Source organism: Pseudomonas sp. Pseusp88 (assembly GCF_047303955.1).
In the GTDB taxonomy this organism is placed as follows: Bacteria; Pseudomonadota; Gammaproteobacteria; order Pseudomonadales; family Pseudomonadaceae; genus Aquipseudomonas.
On the sequence record NZ_JBGLYM010000024.1, the window covers coordinates 25964 to 38501 of the forward strand.

Annotated in this window: 13 protein-coding genes; 2 read left to right on the plus strand and 11 right to left on the minus strand. The window is 58.9% G+C overall.

Translation table 11 applies throughout. From position 1 onward, the window contains the following. Positions 1–27: 27 nt before the first annotated feature. The 10 genes from ACCD02_RS24015 to nifH form a co-directional block, all read right to left on the minus strand. Positions 28–504, minus strand: a complete 477-nt coding sequence (locus ACCD02_RS24015) for a NifB/NifX family molybdenum-iron cluster-binding protein (RefSeq protein WP_413307512.1) — start codon at positions 502–504, stop codon at positions 28–30. Between the two features lie 3 nt (positions 505–507). After that, on the minus strand, positions 508–1884 hold the full coding sequence (gene nifN / locus ACCD02_RS24020) for a nitrogenase iron-molybdenum cofactor biosynthesis protein NifN (protein WP_413307515.1): 1377 nt from the start codon (positions 1882–1884) through the stop codon (positions 508–510). Between the two features lie 10 nt (positions 1885–1894). Beyond that, the gene (nifE, locus tag ACCD02_RS24025) at positions 1895–3310 is read right to left on the minus strand and encodes a nitrogenase iron-molybdenum cofactor biosynthesis protein NifE (protein WP_413307518.1); all 1416 of its coding nucleotides are present in this window, start codon (positions 3308–3310) and stop codon (positions 1895–1897) included. A gap of 189 nt (positions 3311–3499) precedes the next feature. Then, a complete protein-coding gene (locus ACCD02_RS24030; RefSeq protein ID WP_413307521.1) occupies positions 3500–4231 on the minus strand; it encodes a 4Fe4S-binding leucine-rich repeat protein in 732 nt (243 codons plus the stop codon). 8 nt (positions 4232–4239) lie between these two features. Then, on the minus strand, positions 4240–4509 hold the full coding sequence (locus ACCD02_RS24035) for a DUF6129 family protein (protein WP_413307524.1): 270 nt from the start codon (positions 4507–4509) through the stop codon (positions 4240–4242). A gap of 30 nt (positions 4510–4539) precedes the next feature. Beyond that, positions 4540–5253, minus strand: a complete 714-nt coding sequence (locus tag ACCD02_RS24040; RefSeq protein ID WP_413307527.1) for a dinitrogenase iron-molybdenum cofactor N-terminal domain-containing protein — start codon at positions 5251–5253, stop codon at positions 4540–4542. Between the two features lie 2 nt (positions 5254–5255). Next, positions 5256–5477 (minus strand): putative nitrogen fixation protein NifT, encoded by a 222-nt coding sequence (nifT, locus tag ACCD02_RS24045; protein ID WP_413307530.1) that lies wholly within the window; start codon positions 5475–5477, stop codon positions 5256–5258. A gap of 67 nt (positions 5478–5544) precedes the next feature. Further along, a complete protein-coding gene (nifK, locus tag ACCD02_RS24050) occupies positions 5545–7116 on the minus strand; it encodes a nitrogenase molybdenum-iron protein subunit beta (protein ID WP_413307533.1) in 1572 nt (523 codons plus the stop codon). Between the two features lie 90 nt (positions 7117–7206). Beyond that, the gene (nifD, locus tag ACCD02_RS24055; protein ID WP_413307536.1) at positions 7207–8688 is read right to left on the minus strand and encodes a nitrogenase molybdenum-iron protein alpha chain; all 1482 of its coding nucleotides are present in this window, start codon (positions 8686–8688) and stop codon (positions 7207–7209) included. Between the two features lie 169 nt (positions 8689–8857). After that, on the minus strand, positions 8858–9739 hold the full coding sequence (gene nifH / locus ACCD02_RS24060; protein ID WP_413307538.1) for a nitrogenase iron protein: 882 nt from the start codon (positions 9737–9739) through the stop codon (positions 8858–8860). 419 nt (positions 9740–10158) lie between these two features. On the opposite strand from nifH, the gene ACCD02_RS24065 reads away from it, so the two are divergent. Next, a complete protein-coding gene (locus tag ACCD02_RS24065) occupies positions 10159–11016 on the plus strand; it encodes an SIR2 family protein (RefSeq protein ID WP_413307541.1) in 858 nt (285 codons plus the stop codon). 30 nt (positions 11017–11046) lie between these two features. Further along, the gene (locus tag ACCD02_RS24070; RefSeq protein WP_413307544.1) at positions 11047–11610 is read left to right on the plus strand and encodes a hypothetical protein; all 564 of its coding nucleotides are present in this window, start codon (positions 11047–11049) and stop codon (positions 11608–11610) included. 197 nt (positions 11611–11807) lie between these two features. Here the strand turns inward: ACCD02_RS24070 and ACCD02_RS24075 are convergent, their stop codons facing one another. Next, positions 11808–12530: a dinitrogenase iron-molybdenum cofactor biosynthesis protein gene (locus ACCD02_RS24075; RefSeq protein WP_413307547.1), complete on the minus strand. Its 723-nt coding sequence runs from the start codon at positions 12528–12530 to the stop codon at positions 11808–11810. Between the last annotated feature and the right edge of the window lie 8 nt (positions 12531–12538).

Consider the following 12538-nt stretch of genomic DNA (forward strand, 5'->3'; position numbering starts at 1 on the left):
GGGTGTCCTCGTGGCGAATGTTCTGGGCTACTCATCCCAGGCCTGATCGGCCATGGCATCGAAGCGCTGACCGTTTATCCCTTCAATACGCTGGACCGCACGCGCCAGCCATGCTGACGGGCCTTCGCGCAATTCGTTTTGAAGGATCTCGATCAGCGCCTGAATATCAGTGATCTGGGAAACCTTGACCGGCTGCACGCCGACACTGAGCAACTGGCGCACTGCCGAGGCACCACACGCCTTGCAATAGACGGCAATGCAGCCTTCAAGCAGGTTCAACTTACTGACCAGCTTGTCCTCATCGCCGTCCTGCTCCTGATCGGCGAACTCGGCTACCGACAATACTTTCGCCCGCGCCTGATCGACGCCATAGATCACGAAAGCGCGGGACGAGCCAAAATGCTGATCGACGTGCAACCGGTCCGTCGACGCAAACGCCACCTTGAGCAGCAGGCCACCGTCGTCGCCATCGAGCACCTGCAATTGCCGGGTTGGTCCTTTCATCTCTCAGTGCTCCGTTGCTGGCGATTCACAGGCAGATTTCTGCGTGTAAATGGAGTGATAGACGGCGACCCCCGAATGATGCTCGAGCAACAGGTTGGCGATATCGAACAGCGCCTGAGTGGCGCCGCGATAACCCGACCAACAGCGTTGGAACCCACCCAGCAAGTCATATTGCGGAAAGCCCATGCGCAGCAGGGGTATACCCAGGCGTCGCGCGCTTTCATGGACATGGCTGTTGCCCAGCAGCAATTGGGCCTGGCCTTGCCGCGCGCTGGCTTCCAGGTCTTCAAGATCGCCGACCTGAATCCGCTGCAGCGGAGACGCCGCCAGGCTCGACGCGCGAGCAGGCACGACGGCACTTACGGTACGCGCGCCCATGCCGCTCAGCAGGCGGTCAAAACCCAGTAACAGATCGGCGTCGGCAGCGATCGCCACACGGGTGTCGCCCAGCATGAAATGCGTATCGAGCATGCAGTCCTGCAACTGCCGCCGTTGCCGCTGCCAGCGCTGCGATACCGGGTTGGCGCTGATCTCGGCCAGTGCCATCAGCCAGGCATCCACCGCCTCAAGGCCGAGTAACAGGCCAAAGCGTCGGTCGGGCACACCGGTCAAGCCCTGCAACACGTCGGCCGCATCGTTGAGACTCTCGCCGACAACCAGCGTAGCGATACTTTGCGGCGCGCTCGCCAGCTCGGTGAGGGCCAGGCCGCCGGTCGTCAGCGGATTGAATGAGGCCGCATCCAGGTGCCCATCAAGGGAGCCGGACAGATCGGGGATCAATAACGCCTGCAAACCGAAGCTCTCGATACTGTCGCTGATGAACTCAAGATCGCCGGGGGTCAGGTTGGCCGAGCACAGGACATTGACCTGGCGCGCACGCTGACCCACCCGGCGATGATCATGGGGAATCAGGGTTTCAATGATCGCCTTGACCGCCAGGGCAAAACCGCTTTCAAAGGAGCCTGAGAAATCCGGGGTGTTGACCGCCACCACAGCCACGTCGTTGAACTCGTCAAAGGCCTCGCGAAACTCATGCACCGCCCGGGTCAAGTCGCAGCCCTGGGTCTCGGCCAGCCCGGTACTGACCAATCCGATGATCTGTGGATGCTGCTTTTCACAGATAACCTGCAACGCCTGGACGATATTCTCGTCGGCGCCCATCACCGAAGACGCCTGATCCATCGCCGTGGTCTGCAGCGGCACCGGCTCACGAAAATGCCGGACGAAAAACACCTTGGCAAATGCGGTACAACCTGCCGCGCCGTGCATCAGCGGCATACTGCCCTGCATGCCCAGGAAAGCCAGGGCGGCGCCCATGGTCTGGCTGGCCTTGAGCGGGCTGACAGCCAACGCCTTGTTGCGATTGATGATCTCGGCCATGGTGATGTCCTCAGGCGCTGACAGCATTCAGCGAAGTGGCCGTGGCACAGTTTTCGGCCCACGGCGCCGGATTGCGTACAGCAGCCCAGACCGGGCTTTCCAGGGTCAGACAGAGCTGACGCACCAGTTCGAGCATGCCGTCATAACCGGCGTAGCCGAACTCGCGCTCCTGATTGATATCCAGGAACGGGATCCGCGCTTTCAGGGCTGTGTACATGTTGCGGCCACCGGCAATCAGGATGTCGGCGCGGTACTCATCGACCGTGCGCAATAACGCGCGAGGGTTGCCCTCATCGAGCATCTTCACCTCATCGCCCATCAACTCGCGAATACGCGCCTTATCTTCTTCGGTGGACTTCTTGGTGCCGGTGGCCACGACTTTCATACCCAGATCCTGCAAGGCGGAAATCACCGACCAGGACTTCACGCCACCGGTATAGAGCAAGACACGCTTATCAAGCAGGCGGGGACGCCAAGGTTCCAGGGCCAGGCGTATTTTCGCTTCCTCGCGCTGGATCAACGTTTCGGTACGCGCGCTGAGGTCGTCGTCGCCGATCAATCGGGCGAAGTCGCGCAACGCTTGTGAGGTGTCGGTAATGCCGTAGAAGCTGCCTTCGAACCAGGGTGTGCCAAAGCGCTCCTCAAGCTTGCGCGCGACGTTGAGCATGGCCTTGGAGCAGACCATCATGTTCACTTCGGCCGCGTGCATGCTTTGTACTTCGCGAAAGCGCGCATCACCGGACAGCGTACACAGCACCCGTATGCCCAACTCGTCGAGCAACGGCAGCACGTGCCAGAACTCACCGGCAATGTTGTACTCGCCGATCAGATTCACATCATGAACACGAATGCCATCACGCTGGCTTGCGGCCGGTAGCGGGTCCGGTTCCCGAGTACCAATCACGTGCTTGACCATGGCCTCTCCGGCGATGCGGTTACCGAGGTTTTTGGTACCGTAGAAACCGGCCGCATCCACTGGCACCACCGGAGTGGCGAATTGTTTGCTGGCCGCCTTGCAGACGGCGTCCACGTCATCGCCGATCAACGCCGGAACGCAGGTGTTGTAGACGAACACCGCTGCCGGGGAGTGGGTCTTCACGGCCTGGCCAATGGCGTGAAACAGACGCTTTTCGCCACGCCCCATGATCACGTCCTGCTCACTGAGGTCGGTGGTCATACCGATGCGATACAACTGCGGCCCGCTGGAGCGAGTGCCGCGGTTATCCCAGGAGCTCCCGGCGCAGGCGATAGGCCCATGGACGATGTGCGCCACATCGGCAATCGGCAGCAGCGCGATCTGCGCACCGTCGAAGGCGCAACCGCCATCGGTAGCACCCGGCGTGGATTTGGCACAGCCGGACTTCTCCTTCTTGTCGTGGGCGCAGGCAGGCTCATTGAGCAGTGCAGAAATCTCTTTGGCTTTCATCGCATATCCTCAGGTTCGTCACATCCCACGCACCAGGCCAGATGCTCACCGGTAGCTCACCGGTAGTTCATAGCAATGCCCATACCAATCAATAACCAGCTGTTTTTAAAGAAGTTATCGAGATCATTCTTTGTCAGGAAGCAGACTGTTTGTCAGGTATGCAACAGCCCATGGAGTGCCCTGCCACATTCAGGCCAGGCGTTCGGCAATCGCCGCCTGCACTTCCGGATCGTCCTCAACGAGGTCGCGCAAAGCGCTCAAGGGCGCGTTCTGTACAGCGGCCAAGCGCACGGTCCAATCGCCATCGTGCAGCAGATCCAACAGGTCCTCGCTGGCCAGGCGCGAAGCAACCAGGCGACGCACCTCGGGTTCGGGATCGTTGCTCATCAGACTCAGGCTTTCCACGGGCAGGCGGCGGGCAACGAACTTGCGCACCTGGCGGTCTTCATCGCGGATGAAACGAAACAACCGCCCCGGCGCAATACGCTGCACAACGTAGGCACGCACCAGGTAATCGATATCGGCCGCCATGCGTTCGAGCTGGTTCAACGGCAAGCGATCGGCGACGGTGATGCGCACCTCCCGGTCAGGGTCATGGATCAGCTCACCCAACTGTTCGCGCGGCAGTCGATACGCCACGGCGCGGCGCACCGCTTCATCCGGGTCGCGGATCAAAGGCGCCAGGCATTCCAGAGGCGCATAACGCACGGCAATCGCCCTGCGTTCCCAGAAGGGATCGGCCAGATAATCGATGGCGTATTGCGGGCTGTTGCGCAGGAAGCGATCAATCTGCCGCCCGCTGTGCGCGGCGACACAGGTATCCCCCGGCAGACACTGGCGCTCAATCAGCAAAGTGTCGCGAAAGCGACAGGTGCGACAGTCTCCGCTGAGCGTCAAGGACAGGTTGTCATCGTCGGCCATGGCGCCGCTCACACCTCGGCCACATAGGCCAGGACGATCCCGGAGGCGGCATTCAAATCGTTGGTCAGCACCGAGCAATGACTAGTGGAGTTGACCAGATACACCGCAAAGGCCTCACGCTCGACCACTGCACGGGCGTTGGCCGCAATATCGTCATCACTACAGCAGGTAAAGTGAACACCAGGGTGCTGGCTACGCAAATAGGCGATCAATGCCTCATCCAGGCCCTTTTCCTCGGTAGCATCAATAACACTGTCCAACAGCTGTTGTTCGATCATGACGCTCTCCTGATCGTATCGAAGGGATGTTCAATGCGCGCCGCTGAAGCGCACCCGCTGATCCGCACTTACACCCATGATCTTGGCCAGCCAGGGCGGAGCGCCCAGGGCCAGGGCTCTTTGCAACTTTTCAATGACTTCACGGGTGGCGACCGGCGCGGCAACTTTGATGGGGTGGATCCCGGCACGAATCACCCTGGCGCTTGCCGGCCCACCGATGCTAAGGGTGTAGAGCAAGTGGCAGTCCTCCAGCAATTGGCTACGCAGGGCATAGCGCTGCGGCTCCTCGCCGCCGAGACCGGCGGTTCGCACATCGATCAGCCGGCTGCCACGCGATGACACTTGATAAATAAGAAAGCGCCGGCAACCGGCAAACCCTGCATCCAGGCATTCACCCTGATCCGAAGCGCAGGCAATCCGCACTGAGTCAGGCAAGTCGCCCTCTCGATAAGCCTGGGCAACCGGCAGCGCCGGTTCGAGCAGGGGTACACCACGGCCACGCAACAGACTGATCGCCCGTTGCAGCTGACGTTCGCTGAACAGTGGCGTGTCGAGGCCCTCGCTCAAGCCAATCCGTAACCGCGAAGCCCGTACCCGGCCAAGTCGCGCCTCGGTCAATGGTCCGCCCGTGATCGCCAACAGCGTCAGCACCATACGCGCGGTATCGACTCCATCAAGCTCACGCGTCGCAAGGGCGATGCGCAACGCGAGGTGATCCGGTAATCGCGAGCGCTGCGCTGACATAGTCAATACTCGCCAGCGCGGGTCGCACGTAACGTAATGGGCAGGTGCGGCGGTGACGACATAAGCTCCAGGTAGAACGCAGTGTCGTCGGCCAGGGTAATCTTTCCCCCCCAGCAATCCGGGCGGTCGTGTTCAAGGCTGATCACGGGTATCTCCAGATCCCTCTTGGCGATATACAGGGTCAGTTGACCCTGCGGGGTACGGCGGATCATGACACTGGGCATGGCGTGCTCCATAAAACCCGGACGCAGAAAAAGATGACCGGGGCGCATTGCCCCGGCCGGTGGTCACTCAGCGAATCAGGTCGTAGTTGAAATCCGTGACTTGCATGATCCGGGTTTCTTCGTCCAGGCGTTCCAGCACCGCGTTGACCAGAGTGGTCAGCATTTGCATGGCGCCTTCGTAACCCAGGGTGGTCTGGCGATGCAGATGATGACGATCGAAGATCGGGAAGCCGATACGAATCAGCGGCACCTCGAACTCCTTGCCTTTATGCAACGTGTCGCGCTGGATGAACTTGCCGTAGCTGTTGCCGATCATGAAATCCGGCTTGTCGGTGAACACCAGCGAACGCATGTGCCACAGGTCCTTGCCAGCGTACACTGTGCTGCCCTTGCCGTAGGGCGAGGAAGCCAGCAGCGCGTCCATGGATTTCTTCCAGCGCTTGTTGCTGTTGTTGCACAGGATATGAATCGGCTCGGCGCCCAGCTCCAGCAGGAACTTGACCATGCCCAGCAGGTAATCCGGATCCCCCCAGAGTGCGAAACGCTTGCCATGCAACCAGGCATGGGAGTCGGTCATCATGTCCACCAGCCGACCGCGTTCGGTCGCCAGGCTTTCCGGGATCGGCTGACCGGTGATCTCACTGACGCTCATCAGGAACTCGTCGGTCCAGTCCAGGCCCATTGGAATGTTCAGCTTGGGCACCGAATGCTTCCAGGTACCTTCCAGGAACTTGCGGGTTTTTTCCAGCTGCAATGGTTGCAGCAACAGCGTGTCGTAGGCGTTGGGCGCATCCTTGATTTGCGCCTGGGTTGTGCCGCCCGAATACATGCGGAAGGTGCCATCAGCCGGCGTATCGAGCACCTCGGACGGGTCCGAGAGCATGGTGCACTCAACATCCATTTCCTTGAGCATGCGCTTGATGACGCGGAAATTGCCCAGGTAGGTTTCAAACCCCGGCACGATATTGAGCTTGTGGTTGCTGCCGACGACTTTGTCATCCATGTGGTTGAGGGTGAAGTAACGCATGATCCCCTCGAACATGTTGTCCCAGCCCGTCACGTGGCTGCCGACAAAACTCGGCGTGTGGGCGAACGGCACCGGGTAATCGTCGGGGATAAAACCACCCTGGCGGGAGTTGCCAATGAAGGCGTTGAGGTCGTCGCCGATGACTTCAGCCATGCAGGTGGTAGACACCGCGATCATGTCCGGCTTGTAGGTTTCGCGGCAGTTTTGCAGGCCATCCTTCATGTTCTGCTGACCGCCGAACACGGCGGCATCTTCGGTCATGGAGTCGGAAACGCAGGACACCGGTTCCTTGAAGTGACGGTTGAAATACGAGCGGAAATAGGCCACGCAGCCCTGAGAACCATGCACATATGGCATGGTCTTTTCGAAGCCCAGCGCACAGAGGACCGCGCCCAGAGGCTGACAGGCCTTGGCCGGGTTGATCGTCAGGGCTTCACGCTTGAAGTTCAGCTCCTGATATTCAAGGCTGGTGCTCCAGGTGAAGACCTCGTCGATTCTGGCCTGGGGGTGACCCTCTTCGAAATCCCCACGCTTGCGGGCAAGCATGTCCTGATAATCATCTTCTTGAAACAGCGGGTAGCTGGGTTTGATGTTGTCGACTTGCTGGCTCATGACGCTCTCCTTCGCCTCACTCATCTGTGACGGCGATCACGGATATCGGCTGCGGGTTGACCCGCAGCGGATGAATACTGAAACGGGCAATCAGGCGCTGGCGGCGATCTTCTCGGCGGCCTTGAGGGACGTCTGCCAAGGCGCGTGGATTTTCTTCCAGCACGGATTGTTCAGGGTCATGTCCATATCCCTGGCGAAAATGGCAAAGCCATCAAAGCCGTGATACGGGCCTGAGTAATCCCAGGAGTGCATCTGCCGGAATGGAACGCCCATTTTCTGGAAGATGTACTTTTCCTTGATGCCAGCCCCGATCAGGTCAGGCTTGACGCGTTTGACGAACTCTTCGAATTCGTAGCCGGTCACGTCGTCGTAGATCAGGGTCGCGTTGCCCATTTCCTTGAGCGTCTTGTCATAGTCATCGCTGTGACCGAACTCGTAGCCAGTGCCGACCACTTCCATACCCAGGTCTTCATAGGCGCCGATCACATGGCGCGGCCGCAGGCCGCCGACATACAGCATGACCCGCTTGCCTTCCAGGCGCGGACGGAAACGGTCGATGACCGCCTGCCACTGAGGTTGGTACTTGGCAATGACTTCTTCGCACTTGGCCTTGATGCTGTCGTCGAAAAACGCCGCGATTGCGCGCAGTGACTCAGAGGTTTTGGTCGGCCCGAAGAAGTTGTATTCCAGCCATGGAATCCCGTATTTCTCTTCCATATGCCGGGAGATGTAGCTCATGGAGCGGTAGCAGTGCAGCAGGTTGAGCTTGACCTTGGGAGTCAGCTCCATCTCCGCGAGCGTGCCATCGCCGGACCATTGGGCCACGACACGCAAGCCCATTTCTTCGAGCAGGATCCGTGACGACCAGGCATCCCCGCCGATGTTGTAGTCACCCAGCACACACACGTCATAAGGCGTGCCCTGGAAGCTGTCGTCGTTGTCGCGCTTGTCCAGCACCCAGTCGCGGATCGAGTCGTTGGCCACGTGGTGGCCCAGCGATTGCGACACCCCCCGGAAGCCTTCGCAGCGCACGGGTACGACAGTGGTTTGGTATTCAGCGGCCTTTTTCTTGGATACCGCTTCGATGTCGTCGCCGATCAGGCCGATGGGGCATTCGGACTGCACGGAAATACCCTGATTGAGCGGAAACAGCGTTTGCACTTCGTCAATCAGCGTACCGAGCTTTTTGTCGCCGCCGAACACAATGTCCTTCTCCTGGAAGTCCGAGGTGAAGTTCATGGTGACAAAGGCATTCACCCCGGTCGTGCCGATGTAATAGTTGCGCCGCCCGGCGCGCGAATACTGGCCGCAACCTACCGGGCCGTGGGAAATATGAACCATGTCCTTGACTGGCCCCCAAACCACGCCCTTGGAACCGGCGTAGGCGCAGCCACGGATACTCATCAACCCCGGCAGCGACTTCTTGTTCGACGTCAGGCATTTCTTCGACTGCTCGATCGTCGGGTCATTGGGCGCCAAGTGCTTGGCGCGGTCCTTGCGGGCCTTTTCGGGGTAAACCTCCAGGACTTCCTGGATGAGCGACTCAACCTCTTCGCGTGACATACCAGACATGGTATGGCCTCCTCTTGCCTTACGTTCATATGCGGGTAACGGACGATCCGCACAGCCTCATTGCCATGCGAACCTCCGACAGGGCCAATCTGCCCTGTCCCGTCCGATGAACCCCCATGGTCTGCCGACGATCGTCGGCGCACCGCGCGGGGATTCTTAAGTAGTGCGATCAGGCAACGACTTCGTCGGCAGCGGTTTTGCCGATGATGCTGGCGTCCTCTTCATCCATGATCCCGAACTCCATCAACAGGGCTTCGAGCTCGTCCATGGTGATAGGGGTAGGAATGACCATCTTCTTGTTGTCGACGATCTTGTTGGCCAACGCACGATACTCATCAGCCTGTTTGGCGTTCGGGTCATATTCGATGACCGTCATGCGGCGGATTTCAGCGCGCTGGACCACGTTGTCGCGGGGCACGAAGTGAATCATCTGGGTGCCCAGCTTTTCCGCCAACGCAATGATGAGCTCGTCTTCACGGTCAGTTTCACGGCTGTTGCAAATCAGGCCCGCGAGGCGAACGCTGCCAGAGTTGGCATACTTCACGATGCCTTTGGAGATGTTGTTGGCGGCATACATCGCCATCATCTCGCCAGAGCAGACGATGTAGATTTCCTGCGCCTTGTTCTCGCGGATCGGCATGGCGAACCCGCCGCACACCACGTCACCCAGTACGTCGTAGAACACGAAGTCCAGGTTTTCGTCGTAGGCGCCTTCCTCTTCAAGAAAGTTGATAGCGGTGATGACACCGCGACCGGCACAGCCAACACCTGGCTCCGGACCGCCAGACTCGACACACTTGATGCCCATGTAACCGGCCTTGAGCACATCTTCAAGTTCCAGGTCTTCCACGGTGCCTGCTTCGGCCGCCATCTCCATGATGGTGTTCTGGGCCTTGGAATGGAGAATCAATCGAGTGGAGTCGGCTTTTGGGTCACAGCCGACAATCATCACTTTCTTGCCGCTTTCGGCCAGGGCAGCCACGAGATTCTGGGTTGTCGTAGACTTCCCGATCCCGCCCTTGCCGTAAATAGCACATTGACGCATTGCCATAATTAAATCCTCAGGTTTCGTTTCCACATGACTGTGGGCTGTAGGCACGAACAAGCCTGCGCGGAATGGACAGCTGCAGTGTTTGTGCCAGCCACTAAAACAAAACACAAGCCTTTGTTTTTAAACAAGTTATTAATAACTATCGAATAACAATAACAGTGGCATACATAACAAACCTGCAAAACTGTAGGTCGCAATGGCAACAATCCAACAAAGGACTAACATCGTCTGTTGCGGCGACTTTAGAATCCAGGAAAGTGTGGCATTCACGACAATTTGTCTTGAATACAACAGCACTGTTCATCGCTATTAACTCAGTATTATTTGCGATATCAAACAGTTGTCTGCAGCGCGAGGGCTGGTGCGTATATTGCGAGGTTGCTGCCTGAGTGTAAGTTCACTGACAGCAGGTAATGGTTATGAACGATGGCGTAATAAAGGAAATCCTTGCAGACCTGATCAAGGGTGATCTGGTGCCCTATCTGGGGCCTGGGGTATTGCATGACGTAACGGACCGAGTCTCGGGCCAACCGATCCCCGCCGACAGTGACAGCCTGATCCTGGCCATGACCGGCGGCCAGCCCATGGCGCCACGCTTGATGTATGAATTCCCCCGGGCGGCCATGCACCTTGAAAATAAAAAAGGCCGCAGCTTCATCGAACGCTTCCTGACCCAGACCTACGGCGGCGACAATTGGACGGTCTCGCCCGTGCATCGCTGGCTGGCCAGCTTGAAGCTGGGTTATGTGATCGACAACAATCGCGATACCCAGCTGCAACACGCCTATGCCGGTCAGCCACATACCCTGATCGTCGGCGCGGCGCGCCTGGCGGCCAGTCCCTATCGCTTCGATCTGTATCAGTACGACGGCCAGCACTATCGCCCTGTCGACCTGCGTGACGTCGACACGGATCTGCCCGTACTGTTCAAGCCGCTGGGCACGCCCCTGCCCAGCCCCAACTACGTTGCCAGTGACGCCGATTTCGTCGACTACATCACCGAACTGATGGGTGGCTTCGCCATTCCCGCCTGGATCAAATTGCAACGGCGCAACAAGCGCTACCTGTTTCTTGGCATGCGCTTCAATCGCGACACCGAGCGCATGGTCATGAGCGACATGATCCAGGATGCGGCCCCTGACGCTGGCTGGGTATTGATCGCCGACCCCAGCGCGAAAGAACGCAAGTTCTGCGAGCGCAAGCAATTGCAACTGATCGAAACCGACTGGCGCGAGCTGTTCGCCCTGGCCACGAACCCGGCCATCCTGCCAGCGTAATTGCCCCGTATCTTCCAAGAGAGAACAACCATGCTGCTCAAAGACTATGAAGCCAAATCCCTGCTGTGCAATCTCAGCGTCCTGGGCGCGACGTCGACACCCCATACCTTCGCCTATCGCGGAGACCTGGTGCTTGAAGAAGGCGATATCGCAGACAGCGCCGGCCGCCGCCATCCACCCAAAACCGTGGTCAAACAAGCCATCCTCTTGACCCGTGCCAGGCAACTGCAGATGGTCGCCGGAGCCCTGATTGAACTCAGTGACCTGCCGATATTCATCGAACATTACCAAAGCGATCTGGCTGCCGATGCACAGGTGCTGTTCTACGTGGAAAACCTCGGCAAGGCACTGAAGGTCAACCTGGGCAAGGTGGACATTATGCTGCTGCCCCACGATGGCGGCGCGGTGTGGAATACCCTGATGGATGACCTGAAACTGGACAAGGATGACTTCAAGGGGCACAGCACCGAGGACAAGGTAACTGTCATGTACGAGGCGTTGAAGCGTTTCGCACCACGCCTGGATGCCTTGAGTTACGAAGACGCCCTGCATCACGTGGTCGCCCATCAACGCGAAGCCCGCGGACCGATCTGACCGGTTCCACGGGCTCGGGCCGGGAAGCTATCGCCTAGTGTCCTGTCTCAAAAATACGTTCTCCTTTTGACGAGTAGCTGTTGTTACCAGGCAAGGCGCCGCGACGAGTCATAGCAGGGCTATGGCGAGGAGTGGCAACGCGGTCGGGCAGCCACAGGTGCCGTCAAAATGGAACAGCTTATTTCGCAGACAGGACACTAGATAGCTTCCTCTGAGCGCTCGAAGCGCACCCGCTGTTCGGCACTGGCACCGAGCAGCTTGGCCAGCCAGGGTGGCGGCGACTGACGCATGACCTGCTGTAACTGAGCAAGAATATCCGCCGCCGCAGCCCCTTGGTTTTTCTTGATCGGATACAGCCCGAACTTGATCACCTTGGCCGCCGCCGGCCCGCCGATGGACACCACGTAAAGCACCTGGCAATCCTTGATCAACTCGGTACGCCAACTGTTGCGATCCTCGGCGAACTCAGCGTCAAGGGTGGACCGTACATCCACCAGCTGGCAGCTGTCGGCATTGACCTGATAGACCAGAAAACGCAGGCATGAACCAAAATGGCCGTCCAGTTGCTCACCGTTGTTGGAGGCAATAGCCACGCGAATCGAGTGCGCCGGCATCACCTCCAGTGGCACTGCGACCGGCAAATGCTCACTGTCGCCCTCGCCCCACAGGATGCGCACGGCGTCCTTGATCCCCGGTAACTGGATACCGAGTTCGTCGCCCTCCTCCTCGCCGTCGACGTTGGCCAGCCCGGTCTTGATGTCCGTCACGGTGACACTCTGCAAGCTGGTTTCGGTCAGCTCGCCGGGCACTTTTTCGTGCAACACCTCAAGCAGGCGGCCAACACTGACGCCGGGCATGGCACGCGCTGCCAGGGCAATGCGCAAGGCAGTTTCACGGTTCATGTTCATGGTTGCATTCATTTCAGGCC

What these genes read in the sequence shown, in the direction of transcription:
- ACCD02_RS24015 (WP_413307512.1), bottom strand. Translation starts at nt 504, where the DNA reads ATGAAAGGACCAACCCGGCAATTGCAGGTGCTCGATGGCGACGACGGT.
- nifN (WP_413307515.1), bottom strand. Translation starts at nt 1,884, where the DNA reads ATGGCCGAGATCATCAATCGCAACAAGGCGTTGGCTGTCAGCCCGCTC.
- nifE (WP_413307518.1), bottom strand. Translation starts at nt 3,310, where the DNA reads ATGAAAGCCAAAGAGATTTCTGCACTGCTCAATGAGCCTGCCTGCGCC.
- ACCD02_RS24030 (WP_413307521.1), bottom strand. Translation starts at nt 4,231, where the DNA reads ATGGCCGACGATGACAACCTGTCCTTGACGCTCAGCGGAGACTGTCGC.
- ACCD02_RS24035 (WP_413307524.1), bottom strand. Translation starts at nt 4,509, where the DNA reads ATGATCGAACAACAGCTGTTGGACAGTGTTATTGATGCTACCGAGGAA.
- ACCD02_RS24040 (WP_413307527.1), bottom strand. Translation starts at nt 5,253, where the DNA reads ATGTCAGCGCAGCGCTCGCGATTACCGGATCACCTCGCGTTGCGCATC.
- nifT (WP_413307530.1), bottom strand. Translation starts at nt 5,477, where the DNA reads ATGCCCAGTGTCATGATCCGCCGTACCCCGCAGGGTCAACTGACCCTG.
- nifK (WP_413307533.1), bottom strand. Translation starts at nt 7,116, where the DNA reads ATGAGCCAGCAAGTCGACAACATCAAACCCAGCTACCCGCTGTTTCAA.
- nifD (WP_413307536.1), bottom strand. Translation starts at nt 8,688, where the DNA reads ATGTCTGGTATGTCACGCGAAGAGGTTGAGTCGCTCATCCAGGAAGTC.
- nifH (WP_413307538.1), bottom strand. Translation starts at nt 9,739, where the DNA reads ATGGCAATGCGTCAATGTGCTATTTACGGCAAGGGCGGGATCGGGAAG.
- ACCD02_RS24065 (WP_413307541.1), top strand. Translation starts at nt 10,159, where the DNA reads ATGAACGATGGCGTAATAAAGGAAATCCTTGCAGACCTGATCAAGGGT.
- ACCD02_RS24070 (WP_413307544.1), top strand. Translation starts at nt 11,047, where the DNA reads ATGCTGCTCAAAGACTATGAAGCCAAATCCCTGCTGTGCAATCTCAGC.
- ACCD02_RS24075 (WP_413307547.1), bottom strand. Translation starts at nt 12,530, where the DNA reads ATGAATGCAACCATGAACATGAACCGTGAAACTGCCTTGCGCATTGCC.